Below are 16647 nucleotides of genomic sequence, written 5' to 3'. Positions count from 1 at the left end.
TTTAATAAAGTTATAAGGCCATTAGTATGAACCTGACCTTATCTCTTCTGCAATCTTTTCAATTTTTCTTAATCTGTGATTTATACCTGATTTTCCAACAGGTGGATTTAGCATTTCTCCAAGTTCTTTTAAAGATTCCTCTGGGAATTCTAATCTTAAATTAGCTATTTCTTGAAGGTTCTTTGGAAGTCTTTGAAGACCTATGCTAGATTTTATTAAATTAATGCTTTCAACTTGTCTTACTGCTGCATTTACAGTTTTTGAAAGGTTTGCTGTCTCACAGTTAACAAGTCTATTTACATTATTTCTCATCTCTTTTTTAATTCTAATGTTTTCTAGCTCTAAAAGACAAGTATGAGCTCCTAATATACTTAAAAGATCTACTATTTTTTCTCCTTCTTTTAAGTAAATAATATGGCTATTCTTTCTTTGAATAACTTTAGAGTTTAAACCATATGTATTTATAAGTCTACTTAAATCTATAGCATATTCTTCACTGTGAGTTACAAACTCTAAGTGATAAGTTTTTTCTGGGTTACTAATACTTCCACCACCTAAAAAAGCACCTCTAACGTAGGCTCTTTTAGTCATCTCATCACTAACCATAGAATCCTCTATACCGTAATCTAAACTCATAACTCCATCAACTTCTTTAAAGATTCCAGTCTCTTCAAGAAGTCCACGAACACCCATATCCTCTTCTATAACAACCATATAAATGTTGTTTTTCTTAAGCGAATTACTCTTTTTAACCATAAGCTTAGAGTGAATATTAAAATGTTCTTTTAAAAGTGTAAAAATTAATCTTGCACTTGCTGGGTTCTCTGTAGTTATCCTAAAGCCTAATCCTTTACCGCTAAACGCTATAGTTCCACTAACTTTCATAATAGCGGAAATCTCAGCTAAAGCCTCTTCCCTACTAATATCAGCGTATCTACATATCTCTCCCTTAACCTTTGCTGAAAATGACATGCTAAGTTCTCCTTCTATCTATTATATAATTCTTTTTTTCGATTCTTTATCTCTACGACAATTCATTATATCATAGATTAAATAACTTATGATACACTCGGCTCAATTTTCGACCTTTTTTTCAAAAAATCAGTGTGTCACCAAGCAAAAAATTGCTCTTATTTAAGCTTTAGAATTTAAGCAGTTACGTAAAAGCACCTCCCTAAAATAAACTCTAACTCTTTGCCTTAGCAAATTTAGAGTTTTAGGAGGTGCTTGAAATTCACTTCTATATTTTTATCTTTAATAAGCTAATCAATTCTAAATTGGTGAGAACCACATACAAAAATAAAATGAGTAGTTTAATAATAATATGGAGTGAATATCGTATATAAACTTTAGAATTTGTTTAGTTACGTAGTGTTTTTTCGTTAATAAACTTAAACCTTTTGCCTTAGCAAATTTTAAGTTTTAGAAAAATAAACGAAGTAACTATTACAAATCCTTAGTGAAATATAATAATTCACGGAGTATATTATAAACTACTCATTTTCAAAGAAAACCAAATCTCACCAATTTAGAATTAGCTCTCACCCTTACTCATTGCGGCTCTTTTAGTTTTTTTCTCACTCTTATCACGCTCTTTTATACGCTGTGATAAATACATATACTCAATGATTTTCTTTCTATCATAAAGTAATTTTTTCTCCATAATAGTTTCAACAAGAACTTGAGCTAAATAGTCTGAATCATGTTTAACAGTTCCGTCTTTAGTTCTAGCTATGTTTCTTTCTACTACTTCTATATCTTTAAGGTTTTCTCTATCTATTTTTACTACATCTGAATTCTTTTCTTTATACTTAGCTTTCATATCTTCACTTATAACGCCAGTGTTTGCAATTACGCATTCAACTATATCACGACCAAAATATTTTCTTAGTATTTTTACGTGATCTGAAACGTTAAAGTTATCAGTTTCTCCAGCTTGAGTCATTACATTTGAAATGTAAATCTTAAAGGCATCAGATTTTTTAACTTCGTTTGCTATTCCTTTTATTAGAAGGTTTGGCAGTACGCTAGTATAAAGGCTTCCAGGCCCCATAACTATAGCATCAGCTTCTTTAATTGCGTGAAGTGCCTCTTCTAAAGGTTTAGCATCGCTAGGGTTAATAGATAATTTCTTTATAGGTGATTTTTGCTTAAATGCCTCTTCTGGAATTTGGGATTCACCTTCTATTATGTTCCCATTTTCAAGTTCAGCAATAAGTTGCATATCATCTAAAGTAACAGGCAATACTTTTCCTGTTACAGCTAAAACTGAACTCATCTTTTGAACTGCATCTTCAAAGTTTTCAGATACACCATCCATAGCTGCTAAAAAAAGGTTTCCAAAGCTTTGGTTTTTAAGTCTTCCGTCTGGAAATCTGTACTGAAGTAAATCTTCCATTAAAGGCTCAGTATCTGCTAGAGCTAAAAGACAGTTTCTTATGTCTCCTGGAGGAAGCATCCCTAAGTCTTCCCTTAAGTCACCAGAACCTCCCCCATCATCTCCAACAGTAACTACAGCTGTTATGTTTGAAGTATAGTATTTAAGTCCTCTAAGCATAGTAGAAAGACCAGTCCCTCCACCTATAACTACGATTTTAGGACCTTTAACTAAAAGTCTCTTTTCACTTATAAGACTTTCTATTTTTCTACTATCTAGAGACATTTTTATATATCCTCTATTCATTAAAGCTATAATAGATTTTACACCTTCACTAACAGATATATAAATAACGAATACACCTGTTATATTTAAGCACATATAAAATACTTTGTAGTATGCATCATATAATCTATGATTAACTAACTCTGTAAATCCAAGTGCAATTAAAAGCACTCCAAAAAGCCCAGCAAAAAACCATCTCTTAACTCTTATCCCTGGCTTTAGCCAGTCAGACAGCCTCATAGTTTCTTAGCCCCTCTGTTTACATCCTCAGAAATATCTCTATGTTCTATTCCTGTCTTATACCCTTCTTTTGATAATAAATCATATAGTTCGTTTGCTATTGCAACTGATCTATGTCTTCCACCTGTACATCCTATTGATACAATAAGTTGTCTTTTACCCTCTTGAGTATAATTTGGAATTAAGAATCTTAGCATATCCATAAGTTTCTCTAAGAAACCTTCTGTTTCTTTTTGCTCTAAAACATATTTTCTAACTGGTTCATCGCTTCCTGAAAATGCTTTAAGTTCTGGAATGTAGAATGGGTTTGGGATGAATCTAACATCGAAAACTAAATCCGAATCTACTGGAATACCATATTTAAATCCGAAACTTAAAACTGTAATAGAAAGTTCTTTGTCTGGTTCTTCAGCGCTTCCATAAAATTCATTTATCTTTTCTCTTAAATCTCTAATCTTATATTTTGAAGTGTCGATTATTTGATCGGCTCTATCTTTAACTTCTCTTAACTTATTTCTTTCTTCGCTGATTCCAGTTAAGACTCTTGAATTAGGTGCTAGAGGATGACTTCTTCTAGCCTCTTTAAATCTCTTAACTAAAACTTCGTCTGAAGATTCTAAGAATAGTATTTCGTATTTAAAGTCATTATTTTTTAGATAAAGTAAGCTTTCGAATAAATCATCAAAGAATACTCCCCCTCTGATATCTGTTACTATCGCTACTTTCTCTACGCTGCCATTATTACAAGCTTCTGCAAACTTTGGTATTAATTTTGGTGGTAGGTTATCAACACAAAAATATCCTAAATCCTCTAAACTTCTTGTTGCTTCTGTTTTACCCGCTCCTGATAATCCTGTTACTATAACAAATCTCATAATAGCCTTACCTCCTTATAAACATTTATATAATTATATCATAATATACAAATTAAACTAGGTTGGTTAATTTTAAATTAAAAAAAGTTAATTTCACTTTAAAAAGTACAGGGTACCTAAATAATAGGCACCCTTAAACTTAATTATCTCTTTTATTTATAGCTTCTTCTAATAGATCAATTAACTCTTTATTATCATCTTCTTTACCAAAGCTAATTCTAAGCCAGCCTTTCATTCCTAAAAGGAAACCAGGTCTAACTATAAATCCATTCTTTAAAAGATATTCGTAGATAGGTTTATCGTCTCCATTTACATTTACCATTATAAAATTGGTGTGCGATGGAAGGTATTTTAAACCCATCTTCTTAAATTCTCTCATAAAGTATTCTCTCTCTACTTTATTTAAACTTACTACTTTATTTAAATAATCTGAATCTTTTAAAGCTTCAAGTGCTGCATTTTGAGCGAAAAGATTTGAATCAAAAGGATTTATTACTCTATTTAAATATCCTACTATCTCTTCACTTGCTATTCCGTATCCAAACCTTAAAGATGCTAAGCCGTAGGCCTTTGAAAAAGTCCTAAGAACTATAACGTTTTTTCTAGTTTTCATAAGTTCTAAAGAGTCTACAACATCTAAAGTATCTTTAAATTCCATATAAGCTTCATCCATAACTATAATAACATCCTCAGGAATTTTATCTAAAACCTTCATAAATTCAGTTTTTGTAAATAATGTTCCTGTTGGATTGTTAGGATTGCAAAACCAAATTATCTTTGTTTTTGAAGTGATAGCTTCTACCATTTTCTCTATATCTAACGCATTATTTTTCATAGGGATTTCTATAGCTTCCCCTCCTGATAATATAACGTTACTTTTATATCTTGGGAAAGTTATCTCACCCATTATAGATTCTTCGCCTTCTTTTATAAATGTTAGACATATATCTTTTATAAGAGAATCAGATCCTGCCCCACAAAATATGTTCTCGTTTTTTATATTTAACATTTTAGAAAGTTCAGTTTTGAAACTATATGATATAGAATCAGGATAAATATTAGTATCTGAAACTGTGTTTATAAGAGCTTCTATTGCTTTTTTCGAAGGTCCATAAGGATTTTCGTTAGATGCAAGTTTAACTACTTTATTTAATCCAAGCTCCCTCTTCACTTCTTCTATAGGTTTCCCTGCTATATAAGGTGATAACCTAGAAACTTCGTTTCTTATAATTTTTTTCATTTAATCGCCCCTCTTTATTTAACTAAAATTAGTATTTGCCTATTTTAATTTTTCTATCTATACTTCCAGTAAAAGATGACCACAAAAGTGCTCCTAATATTAAAATTGCAAGCCCTACATAAGTTCCCACCTTACCTAATAGTAAACCTAAAAGATATGGCATAAGGCAAGCTACTCCTAAAAAGAACAGATGCACTGACACATCTCTTGTGAATATATCTTTTTTTCTAACTTTTTTAATCTGTACCTCTGTAATTGATGGTGCTATATTAATTTTCTTTAATACCCCTACTAAAAAAGCTAATACAGTAAATAAAATGAATCCCCCAATTGAAACTAAAAATATCATAAACTACCTCCACTCCCCTTTATTTACATATATTATAGCATATAAGAAAAATTTAAAAATAGCTAGACTTAATAAAGCCTAGCTATTTAACTAATATTTATCTAACCGTTAAATTTATAAGTACACTAATTACAACAAATATTTCTATAACACTTGCATGTCCTATTGCTTAATCAAAACTAAATTTAACTACTACGATTAAAATTTCATATATTATATCTTAACTTAGAGGAAAAAACTTAACTTAAGATAAATATTAGCTTCTAAATCTATTATATATCTTTTGGAATAAATTGTAAATTGTTTTTTAAAATATTTTACTTTCTAATTAAAAAAGGTGTAAGACTTATAAATCTTACACCTTTTAGAAGTTAGTTTTACTTTTCTTCTTCACCTATTATTCTAACTTCTGTATCTAATTTAACTCCAAATTGTTTCATAACTTCATCTTGAACGTGATGAATAACATCTAAGATATCCTTAGCTGAAGCTCCACCTTTATTTATAACAAAGCCTGAATGTTTGTTAGAAACGCAAGCCCCACCTATAGAGTAACCTTTTAAACCTGCATCTTGAATAAGTTTTCCTGCAAAGTATCCTTCAGGTCTTTTAAAAGTACTACCTGCTGAAGGATATTCTAAAGGTTGCTTTGATTCCCTTTTTTCAGTTAAATCATCAACTCTATTTTGTATTGTCTCTTTCTCTCCTTTTTTAAGCGTGAAAGTAGCTCTTAAAATGATTCCGCCTTCTTTCATAACTTTTGAAGATCTATATCCAAGTTCTAATTCTTCTTTATTTAAATCTTTAATTTCTCCATCTCTAGTTAAAACTTTTGCGCATTTTATAACTTCTGAGATTTCTCCGTTATATGCCCCTGCATTCATAAATACAGCACCACCTACAGAACCTGGTATTCCGCAAGCAAATTCGAAGCCTGTAAGTTCATTTTGAACTGCAAGTTTAGACACATCTTTAAGTAAAACACCACAATCAGCTGTAATATCTTCACCTTCTGATGAAATTTTATTTAGTTCTGTTAGTTTTATAACAACACCTTTCATTCCACCATCTTTAACTAAAAGATTTGATCCATTACCTATAACGTAATAAGGAATCTTATTTTCCTTACAAACTTCTATAGTTTTTACTACTTGTTCGAAATCATTAGGAACAACTAGCACGTCTACAGGGCCTCCAACCTTAAAATATATATGTTCACTCATATTTGAATTAAGCTCTATTTGATTTTCTAAATATATGTCCTTAAATAACTCTTTGTAATTCATAACAAACTCCTTCAAAAATTTTCACTAAATAGTATATTCTATATATATTATTAAAACAAGTACAAAATAGTTAAAATTACTCTTCACCCGTATCTTCATTATTGTCACCAAAGTAATTAATTATACTCTCCGCTGATTTTTTATCTATACTCGGAGTGTCTAATAGCTCTTCTAGAGTAGCTTTCTTTATATTATCAACACTTTTAAACTTCATTAAAAGCTCTTTTCGCCTCTTAGCTCCAACAAAAGGAATATCATCTAATATAGAATGTAATGTTCTTTTATCTCTAAGAGATCTATGATATGTTATTGCAAATCTATGCACCTCATCTTGTATTCTTCTAATCATTTGCATTAGATTAGAACTTCTATTTATAATAATTTCTTCGTTATTATAAATAATCCCCCTAGTTTGGTGCTTATCATCTTTTACTAATCCACACACAGGAATTTCTATATCTAAATCCTTTAATACTTCTAATGCGATATTTATTTGACCTTTTCCACCATCCATCATTATTAAATCTGGAAAGCTTGAAAACTTCCCATTAGAAAACTTAAGGTTTCGCTCCTGTATCTCTTTAATTTCTTTAAGACCGTGCTTAAATCTTCTTTCAAGTATCTCTCTCATACTGTCGTAATCATTAGCACCTTTTACAGTCTTAATTTTAAACCTTCTATAATCACTATTTTTAGCCTTACCATCTTCAAATACAATCATACTCCCTACCGAGTCTACCCCTTGTATGTTTGATATATCATATGCTTCTATTCTATAAGGTAAATCGTCTAATCCTAAAACTTCTGCAAGTTCTGTTAAGCTAACCCTGTTTATTTCTTTTTCTTTTAAGATTTTATCTTTAAATTGTTCTAAGGTTATCTTAGCGTTTTCACGAACCATATTAAGCATTTTTTGCTTATTTCCCTTTTGAGGAATCTTTATAAAAGATTTAGCCTCTCTTTTTATAGATAAAAATTCTTCTAACGCTTCTTTATCTTCTACTCCATTACAATAGATATTTTTAGGAATCTTAGATGCACCACTATAGAAATTAACTATAAATTGGCTGACTATCTCTTCTTCTGAATATTCTAAAGTGTTTTGAAGCATAAAATGCTCTCTTCCAACAATCTTTCCATCTCTTTCGAAGAAAACTTGAATGCAAGTATCTTTTTCATCTTTATAAAGGTTTATAAAATCTTCATCTGTATCCGTGATTTTAAACATCTTTTGCTTTTGAACTAATGCCTCTATTGCTAAAATTTTATCTCTAAAAGATGCAGCTTTTTCAAATTGAAGGTTCATTGACGCTTCTTCCATTTGTTTTTTAAGCTCACCTAATATATGCTTATCTTTTCCATTTAATATATCTATAATTTCATTTATCATTGCACCGTACTCTTCTTTTGTTGTAAAACCTTCACAAGGTGCAGTGCATTTTTTTATATGATAATTTAAACAAGCTCTAGTTTTCTCACCACCTACAGTAATAGATCTCTTACATGTTCTAAGTGGAAAAACCTTTCTTATTAAATTTATAGTTTCATAAACGGCAGCCCCGTTAGTGTAGGGACCAAAATATTTATTTCCATCCTTAGCAAAGTTTCTTGTAACAAAAACTCTAGGAAAATCTTCATTTATAGTTATTTTTATAAAAGGATAAAACTTATCATCCTTAAAGGTAATATTGTATTTAGGGCTATATTTTTTTATAAGGTTACACTCAAGTATAAGTGCTTCCATCTCAGAATCTGTAACTATGTATTCAAACTCTGAAATATTTTTTACCATGGCCCTTACTTTTTCAGTATGATTTTTTGAATTTTGAAAGTACTGTCTAACTCTATTTTTTAAAACTTTCGCTTTACCAACATATATTATTTCGCCTAAGGAATTTTTCATAAGATAAACTCCAGGTTTATCTGGTAAAATTTTTAGTTGATATTCAAAGTCAAACATAAGCAAACCTCCCTTTCAAAAGCTTCTCTTACCTAAATCATTTATCCCATTTTTTATATTATCGCATTTAATGGGACTTGTAAATTTTTTAACGAAAATTAGTTTAATTTTGTAATTATAATCCATTTATTTCTATAATTTAATATATAAAATTAATATTTTCATTATATTTAACAATAATATTTTACTATTTATTTATTAAGTTTGTATTACAAAACAATTATTTATTTTTACTATATTAAAAATAAAAGACTGTCTCACCTCTTATATAGTGCGACAGCCTTTTTAAATCTATCTATTTGTTACGTTTATTATTCTATCTTAATGCTGCATTTATTACTTTTCCAGCAACTGATGCTGCTTTTATAGCACCGTATCCACTATTTTCTGCAATAACTGCTACTACTATTTGTGGATCATTTGCTGGAGCCATTCCTACAAACCATGAGTGTGGTTTTGCTGGTGAACCGTCTGGATTGTTATGATCCGCTGTTCCTGTTTTACCAGCAACATCTAATCCATTAAAGTATGACCAACTTCCATCTTCTCTTGATTGTACAAGGTCTCTCATGTAACCTTTTATTATTTTTGCGTCAGACTCTGACATAACTTTTTTGTATTCTTCTGGTTTGATTGTTTTAACTGTTTCTTTGTTAGCATTAACTACTTTGCTTACTAAAGTAGGCTCCATAATAACACCGTTATTTGCAACAGCACAACCTACTAAAGCCATTTGCATAGGAGTAGCTAAAATACTACTTTGACCTATACCACTTCTTGCTAAATCTCCAAGCACCTGTTCGTCTTTAGGGTATTTACTAGGTGTAATACTAAATCCATCTGACGGAACTTTTTGATTAAAGCCAAACTTTTCAGCTGTATTTTTCAAATCTTTTCCTAAATCCATAGCTAAGTTACCATATACAAAGTTACTTGAAGCTACGAAAGCTCTATTTAAGTTTATGTTACCATTTGCTTCGTTACTATCGTTATTAAGATTTTTTCCATCTTTAAACTTAATAACTCCTGTATCGTTCCAAGTTTTGTTTTGAACACCTGGTATATTATCAAGTGCACTTGCAGTAGTTACTATCTTAAATACTGACCCTGGTGGATATAGTCCGTTAATAGCTCTGTTTATAAGAGGGCTATTTTCAGCGCTTCCCTTATTAGCTTTTGCCATTTCTGAATCTAATTTGTTAGGGTTAAAACTTGGTTTAGAAACCATAGCTAAAACTTCACCATTTTTAGGGTTTATAGCTACAACTGCACCTCTTGAATCTCCTAGTGCATCATAAGCTACTTGCTGAAGGTTAGTGTTTAGAGTAGTTACTACTCCATTACCTATCTTTTTCTGAGTTTTATCTCTATCATCAAAAGCTTTTTTAAATCCTTCAGTACTAAAATCTTTCATTAATGTCTTAAGCCCTGTTGTCACTTCGTTGTAAGTAGTTAATTCTTTATCGTATGCTTCTTCTAGACCTGTAATTCCGAATCTGTTGCTTGCATACCCTAACGGATGGGCATATAAGTCTCCGTAGATATACTCTCTCTTTTGAGTAGTTGCAGATTCTTTTGATGTTTTTGTTAAAGGCTTACCATCTCTATCATAAATAGTTCCTCTTAAAACTTTGTTTCTCTCTATCCACAATCTTTGATTTCCTGGTTTCTCTGCTATTTCTGGAGCTTTAAAAGCTTGGAAATAAGCAATATATGAAATCAATGCAATCAAACAAAATAAGAAGACTATCATTACATTCCTTACATTCTTTTTTATGTCGTTCATGTTAGCCCTCCTCTGATATTTTTTGTAGTATTCCAAGAGCTAAGAAAGTTGTTACCATTGAAGTACCACCATAACTCACTAGTGGTAATGCTATACCTGTTAAAGGTATTACAGCAAAAACTCCACCGATTATAACTAATACTTGACATACTATCATAGTACTAAATCCAACTCCTGCAAGTTGTGAAAAAGAATCATCACTTACAAACGCTGTTCTTATAGCTCTATAGAATAATAGGAAGTATATTATCATTACACCTATTCCAAATACCATACCAAGTTCTTCACATATTGCTGCAAATATGAAGTCTGTAGTTGGTACTGGCACAAGCGTTGGATGTCCTTGTCCAAGACCTGATCCAAACATTCCACCTGATGAAATCGCATAGAAACCTTGCACTAATTGATATCCTTGATCATTTGCGTATTCCCAAGGATTCTTCCAAATTAAAACCCTTCTTCTAACGTGGGCAAATAATTTGTACGCTACTACAGAACCTGCTCCAAACAGTCCAAGAGAAGCAAAAACGTACTTCTTCTTAGAAGTTGCAATATACAGCATAGTAACTGCAATACCGAAGAAAATAAGTGCTGATCCTAAGTCTTTTTGTAAAACTAAGAATATTAAACTAAAACCTACAGCAAAAGCTGGTTTTATAAGTGTTTTAAATGCGTGATCACTTGCTTTAGAATAATCCTTTAGCGTTGCTGCTAAATAAAGAATAAGACAAATCTTACCGAACTCAGAGGGTTGGAATCCAAATCCTCCAATAAATACCCAGTTCTTTGCCCCTAATTGCTCGGTCCCTATAACCATAGCCATAGGCATAAATGCAATTACTCCAATGAAATAAAGCACTTTAAATTTAGAAAAGCTTTTAAAGCTTGGGAAAAGCCTCACAACTACTATAAATATAGCAATACCAGCTATAAACCAAATTAATTGTTTTTTACCTACTGAAGGATCTAATCTATAAAGCATCGCTATACCTATTGTTACAAGCAAACTTGAAAATAGTAGTATAAATCGATCTCCATCAGGATCAAATTTTCTAATTATAAGATATGCTACACTAATAACTACACAAATAAGCAATCCTATATATATGGCATTCTTATCTATAGGATCTTTTAAAATAGCTAAGTTTGTAAATAATGCCATGCATAATATATAAATAAGTACTAGTAGCATTACCTCACTTCTATTTTTCTTCATTTCTTCACCCCTGTTCCTAAGTTAAAACCTTAAATACAGCAGTACCTATTCTAATTTCATCACGTGTAAATAATTTAACTTTGTTTTGTATTTTCTGTCCATTTAGGTAAGTTCCGTTAGTACTACCTAGGTCTTCTAATATAAGTACATTATTTTTTACCAATATCCTAGCGTGCTTACCAGATACGTATTTATCTGTAAGAATTATCGTATTATCATCTGTCCTACCTATACTCATATAAGTCTTTATAGGTATTATAGTACCTACTTTTAAGTTATTATTTTCTCCGCTAGCAATCACTTCAATCCCGTGATGCTTATGGCCGACTGGTCGCTTTTTCTTTTCGCCATTTTTAACGTCTTTCGCCATTATTTTTAACGCGTAAAAAATTATAAAGTACAAGATTACGATGAAAATTATTCCGAATACGCCCCCAATTATTTTTGAAAAACTCATATCTTCACCTCAAAATATTTACTTTATCCTTGTAATTATACACTAATTTTTGCCTTAATTCATTCTTTAATATTACAAATAAATTAAAGATATCTAATAACTGGCTTTACACCAAGGTCTAAGCCAGTTATTTATTTCTCGAACCTTATAGCATCTTCTTTAAATATTTTCCTGTATAAGATTCTTTTACTTTTGATATTTCTTCTGGTGTACCTTCTGCTACTAACGTACCACCTTTGTCTCCGCCTTCTGGCCCTAAGTCTATAATATAGTCAGCACATTTTATCATATCTAAGTTATGTTCTATAACTATAGCTGTGTTACCTGTATCTACTAATCTTTGAAGTATTTGAACTAACCTATTAACGTCATCTATATGCAGCCCTGTTGTAGGTTCATCTAAGATGTATAAAGTTTTTCCTGTACTTCTCTTTGATAACTCTGTTGCTAATTTAATTCTTTGTGCTTCCCCTCCTGAAAGTTGAGTTGAAGGTTGACCTAGTCTTATATATCCTAAACCAACATCAAAAAGTGTTTGAAGTTTGTTTTTGATTCTTGGAATATGTTCGAAGAATTCTAAAGCCTCTTCAACTGTCATATTTAATACGTCATCTATACTTTTGCCTTTATACTTAACTTCAAGAGTTTCTCTATTATATCTTTTTCCTTTACATACCTCACAAGGAACGTAAACATCTGAAAGGAATTGCATCTCTATTTTGATTATTCCATCTCCAGAACAAGCTTCACATCTTCCGCCCTTAACATTAAAACTAAATCTTCCAGGTTTATACCCTCTCATTTTAGCTTCAGGAGTTTGAGCGAAGAGTTCTCTTATTATATCGAATGTGCCAGTGTATGTCGCAGGGTTTGAACGAGGTGTTCTTCCTATAGGACTTTGATCTATATCTATTATTTTATCTATATTTTCAAAGCCTGTTATCTCTTTGTGAGCTCCAACTGAGTTTCTGCTTTTATTTACTAGTTTATTAAGACCCTTATAAAGTATTTCATTTACTAGAGTACTCTTTCCTGACCCTGAAACTCCAGTAACCATAGTTAAAGTTCCTAAAGGGAAACTTGCTGTTACGTTTTTAAGGTTATTTTCTTTTGCCTTAACTACTTTTATAAAGTTTCCGTTTCCTTTTCTTCTTTCTTTAGGAACTTCAACTTTCTTTCTTCCTGTTAAATAATCAGCAGTAAGAGATCTATCTGATTTTTTTATTTCTTCAATAGTACCACAAGCTACTATTTCTCCTCCGTGTTCTCCCGCTCTAGGTCCAATGTCAACTACATAATCTGCCTCTCTTATAGTATCTTCATCATGTTCAACAACTATTACAGTATTTCCTACATCCCTTAAATTTTTTAAGGTTTCTATAAGTCTGTCGTTATCTCTTTGATGAAGCCCTATACTAGGTTCATCTAGTATATATAAAACTCCCATAAGTGCAGATCCTATTTGAGTTGCAAGCCTTATTCTCTGAGACTCCCCTCCTGATAACGTTCCTGAAGCTCTAGAAAGATTTAAGTAATCTAAACCTACGTTTACTAAGAACTCTAACCTACTTTTTATCTCTTTAACTATCTGTTCACTTATTATTTTATTCTTTTCTGAGAATTCTATGTTATTTAAATAATCTAATTCTTCTCTAATTGGTAATTCTGTAAATTCAAAAATATTTTTTTCGCCAACAGTTACTGCTAAAGCCTCTTTTTTAAGCCTAGCCCCCTTACATTTAGGACAGAATTTGTTGCTCATATACTTTTCGATTTCACCTTTTATAGTATCTGAGTTAGTTTCTCTATATCTTCTTTGAAGAGCATTTATCTCACCTTCCCAAGCTGAGTTATATGTCGCTTTAATCCCTTCTTTAACGTAATTTACCTTAACTCTTTTTCCGTTACTTCCATAAAGTATAAGATCTATTACATCTCTATCTAAATCTTTTATAGGTGTATTTAAATTAAAGTTATATTCTTTACTTAATGCCTTTAAAAATGCAAATGTCCAAGAATCATCTTTAGTTCTTCCTTCTCCCCAAGGTGCTATAGCCCCTTCCATTATACTTAGATTTCTATCTGGAATTACTAAATCTTCATCTATTTCTATAAGTGTTCCAAGTCCATCACAATAGTCGCACTTACCAAATGGAGAGTTAAAAGAAAATAATCTAGGTGCTATTTCTTCAATACTAATACCACAGTCAGGACAAGAGAATTTTTCACTAAATAATCTATGTTCTCCTCCTATTTCATTTACTATAACTAATCCGTCCGCAAGTTTTAATGCAGTTTCTATAGAATCTGATAATCTTCCTTCTATTCCTTCTTTTATTACAAGTCTATCTACAACAGCTTCTATATTGTGTTTTTTATTTTTATCTAATTTGATTTCCTCTTCTGTTATCTCGTAGATTTCTCCATCAACTCTAACTCTTACAAAACCGTTCTTTTTGATGTTTTGTAGTACTTTTTCGTGAGTTCCTTTTCTTCCTCTTATAATAGGTGCTAATATTTGAACCTTTGCTCTATCTTCTAGACTCATAACACCATCTACTATTTGGTCTACAGATTGCTGAGATATAACTTTCCCACATTTAGGACAATGGGGAATTCCAACCTTTGCATACAAAAGTCTTAAGTAATCATATATTTCCGTTATAGTACCAACAGTTGACCTTGGGTTTTTACTTGTAGTTTTTTGATCTATTGAAATTGCAGGTGATAATCCTTCTATATATTCTACATCCGGTTTATTCATTTGACCTAAGAATTGTCTTGCGTATGCTGAAAGAGATTCAACATATCTTCTTTGCCCTTCTGCGTAAAGAGTATCAAAAGCAAGTGAAGACTTTCCTGAACCTGAAAGACCTGTAAATACTACGAGTTTATCTCTTGGTATTTCTAAATCTACATTTTTTAAGTTATGTACCTTAGCACCTTTAATTATTATTTTATCTTTCATAATCTACGTACCTCTCCTTTTTATTATCTATATTTTTAGCTTATATTATCAGATTAATTCTCGAACATAAGTTCCCATTATATATATAATAATTTTAACTTGTCCACTTGTCAAACTTTCTAATTAATATGTATTATTAAATAATAATCCAATTCTATCATATTGGCATGCATTTAAAAAGAAAAAAACTTATAATATTTCTTAAGAATTATTATAAGTCTTAGCTGTGTACTGATTATTAATTTTTTATATTATTTAACTTAAAATACTAACTAAACTTCTTCATATTTTTATTTAAATATATTCTATCTTTAGGACTACCCTCTTCTAACGTTATTATTTCCCCATCATATTTATAAGTGAATTCTCCCTTTTCTTTATAAATTTCCTTTAAATCTTTATTGTAAATACTAATATAATCTTTACTTCTTTCAATTAATATATCATCATATAATTCGTATAAATTATCCTCTTTCTTTTTTAAAAAATCGCCTTTATTGTTATAAATATAATAGTTTTCTTCGTCTTCAAAAAACTCTTTAGTGACTAAAAATGTTTTATTTACACCTAAAATATATAAAAGTTCATCACTTGAAGATCTACTTTTAATTTTATTTATATCTTTTCCTGTTTTATCCTTAATAATAATATTTGAATAATCATTTATTATTATATATCCATTATTTATAGAAATATTAAAAGACTTATCCCCTTCATAAATTAGCTTTAGATTGTAATCATACACTCTAACTGCATGGTTTTCATCTGAAAGTAATATTAGACCATCATTAAAATACACATTATTATATTTAAAATCTATCTTTTTTTCATTTAAGTAATTATCAGTAAGTCTTTCCTTATAGATTGCAATATTATTTTTATAATCAAATAGCTTCACTTCTTCATTTATTTTATAACCATTTAAGTTATATATATCATTTTCAGTAATAATCATACCATCAAAAATATCAGGCTCTACTAAATTATCTAATATAATATTCCCTTTATAATCTATTATTGTAGATTTAGAATCTAAGGTTATAACTGCCCGCCCTGATTCGAATCCTCTATATATGCTTGTATAAAATCCACTAAGGCATGTTATATCCCCATTTAAACTTAAAATATCTATATTACCTCCCTTTAACCCTAAAGCATACCCTTCATTAAAGTCTGTAATATCATCATATTCTAATTTAAATATTTCTCTTCCATTTGAATTTATAACACCTACTTTATCGCCCTTTGAAACTATAGCTACTCCCTCTTTAAAATCTCTTCCGTAGTCGTAAGTATTAGGTTTTATAACAGTTTTAAATTCTTTATCGATATAGCTTAATTTATTATTTTTCTCTACTCTATAAAGGCTATTTGAATCTCCTTTTATAATTTCTTTATAATCATCATTTCCCGATTTTTTTATAGAACTCGTATCTCCTGATTTGAAGACACCTTTTATAGAATCAAGTTTTATATTATTTATATCTAATAAAGAAAATATTAAAGAAATCACTGTTACAACTATAACTGTACCAAAAGAAAGAAACAATATAACCTTATACGGTATATTTACATTATCTTTACCCATAAACTCACCCCACTATAATT

12 protein-coding genes are annotated in these 16647 nt (G+C 30.4%); all 12 read right to left on the bottom strand.

Annotated features, from left to right (window positions below):
- Positions 1–21 precede the first annotated feature (21 nt).
- Positions 22–972: a DNA-binding protein WhiA gene (gene whiA / locus INR60_RS14375; RefSeq protein WP_194192190.1), complete on the bottom strand. Its 951-nt coding sequence runs from the start codon at positions 970–972 to the stop codon at positions 22–24.
- A 562-nt stretch (positions 973–1534) separates the two neighbouring features.
- Positions 1535–2902, bottom strand: coding sequence for a gluconeogenesis morphogenetic factor MgfK (mgfK, locus tag INR60_RS14370; protein WP_194192189.1), 1368 nt, complete (start codon positions 2900–2902; stop codon positions 1535–1537).
- Positions 2899–3777 (bottom strand): RNase adapter RapZ, encoded by an 879-nt coding sequence (gene rapZ, locus INR60_RS14365; protein WP_194192188.1) that lies wholly within the window; start codon positions 3775–3777, stop codon positions 2899–2901. The genes mgfK and rapZ overlap by 4 nt, the downstream gene beginning before the upstream one ends.
- Positions 3778–3916: 139 nt before the next feature.
- Entirely contained in the window at positions 3917–5017 is a 1101-nt protein-coding gene (gene hisC, locus INR60_RS14360) for a histidinol-phosphate transaminase (protein WP_194192187.1), read from the bottom strand.
- Positions 5018–5045: 28 nt separating this feature from the next.
- Entirely contained in the window at positions 5046–5366 is a 321-nt protein-coding gene (locus INR60_RS14355; RefSeq protein WP_194192186.1) for a hypothetical protein, read from the bottom strand.
- Positions 5367–5743: 377 nt separating this feature from the next.
- Positions 5744–6652 (bottom strand): UDP-N-acetylmuramate dehydrogenase, encoded by a 909-nt coding sequence (gene murB, locus INR60_RS14350; RefSeq protein WP_194192185.1) that lies wholly within the window; start codon positions 6650–6652, stop codon positions 5744–5746.
- Positions 6653–6728: 76 nt separating this feature from the next.
- Positions 6729–8612, bottom strand: a complete 1884-nt coding sequence (gene uvrC / locus INR60_RS14345) for an excinuclease ABC subunit UvrC (RefSeq protein ID WP_194192184.1) — start codon at positions 8610–8612, stop codon at positions 6729–6731.
- A gap of 316 nt (positions 8613–8928) precedes the next feature.
- The gene (locus INR60_RS14340) at positions 8929–10398 is read right to left on the bottom strand and encodes a peptidoglycan D,D-transpeptidase FtsI family protein (RefSeq protein WP_194192183.1); all 1470 of its coding nucleotides are present in this window, start codon (positions 10396–10398) and stop codon (positions 8929–8931) included.
- A 1-nt stretch (position 10399) separates the two neighbouring features.
- On the bottom strand, positions 10400–11614 hold the full coding sequence (locus tag INR60_RS14335; RefSeq protein WP_194192182.1) for an FtsW/RodA/SpoVE family cell cycle protein: 1215 nt from the start codon (positions 11612–11614) through the stop codon (positions 10400–10402).
- Positions 11615–11630: 16 nt separating this feature from the next.
- Positions 11631–12071, bottom strand: coding sequence for an FHA domain-containing protein (locus INR60_RS14330; protein WP_194192181.1), 441 nt, complete (start codon positions 12069–12071; stop codon positions 11631–11633).
- A 145-nt stretch (positions 12072–12216) separates the two neighbouring features.
- Positions 12217–15039 (bottom strand): excinuclease ABC subunit UvrA, encoded by a 2823-nt coding sequence (gene uvrA, locus INR60_RS14325; RefSeq protein WP_194192180.1) that lies wholly within the window; start codon positions 15037–15039, stop codon positions 12217–12219.
- Positions 15040–15307: 268 nt separating this feature from the next.
- A complete protein-coding gene (locus INR60_RS14320; RefSeq protein WP_194192179.1) occupies positions 15308–16627 on the bottom strand; it encodes a WG repeat-containing protein in 1320 nt (439 codons plus the stop codon).
- Positions 16628–16647: the final 20 nt, after the last annotated feature.

Origin of the sequence: Clostridium chrysemydis (genome assembly GCF_015234215.1) — a bacterium.
Classification (GTDB): domain Bacteria; phylum Bacillota; class Clostridia; order Clostridiales; family Clostridiaceae; genus Clostridium; species Clostridium chrysemydis.
This window is presented reverse-complemented; position numbering and strand designations above follow the sequence as displayed.

What these genes read in the sequence shown, in the direction of transcription:
- hisC (WP_194192187.1), bottom strand. Translation starts at nt 5,017, where the DNA reads ATGAAAAAAATTATAAGAAACGAAGTTTCTAGGTTATCACCTTATATA.
- uvrA (WP_194192180.1), bottom strand. Translation starts at nt 15,039, where the DNA reads ATGAAAGATAAAATAATAATTAAAGGTGCTAAGGTACATAACTTAAAA.
- mgfK (WP_194192189.1), bottom strand. Translation starts at nt 2,902, where the DNA reads ATGAGGCTGTCTGACTGGCTAAAGCCAGGGATAAGAGTTAAGAGATGG.
- INR60_RS14355 (WP_194192186.1), bottom strand. Translation starts at nt 5,366, where the DNA reads ATGATATTTTTAGTTTCAATTGGGGGATTCATTTTATTTACTGTATTA.
- INR60_RS14340 (WP_194192183.1), bottom strand. Translation starts at nt 10,398, where the DNA reads ATGAACGACATAAAAAAGAATGTAAGGAATGTAATGATAGTCTTCTTA.
- uvrC (WP_194192184.1), bottom strand. Translation starts at nt 8,612, where the DNA reads ATGTTTGACTTTGAATATCAACTAAAAATTTTACCAGATAAACCTGGA.
- INR60_RS14335 (WP_194192182.1), bottom strand. Translation starts at nt 11,614, where the DNA reads ATGAAGAAAAATAGAAGTGAGGTAATGCTACTAGTACTTATTTATATA.
- INR60_RS14320 (WP_194192179.1), bottom strand. Translation starts at nt 16,627, where the DNA reads ATGGGTAAAGATAATGTAAATATACCGTATAAGGTTATATTGTTTCTT.
- whiA (WP_194192190.1), bottom strand. Translation starts at nt 972, where the DNA reads ATGTCATTTTCAGCAAAGGTTAAGGGAGAGATATGTAGATACGCTGAT.
- murB (WP_194192185.1), bottom strand. Translation starts at nt 6,652, where the DNA reads ATGAATTACAAAGAGTTATTTAAGGACATATATTTAGAAAATCAAATA.
- rapZ (WP_194192188.1), bottom strand. Translation starts at nt 3,777, where the DNA reads ATGAGATTTGTTATAGTAACAGGATTATCAGGAGCGGGTAAAACAGAA.
- INR60_RS14330 (WP_194192181.1), bottom strand. Translation starts at nt 12,071, where the DNA reads ATGAGTTTTTCAAAAATAATTGGGGGCGTATTCGGAATAATTTTCATC.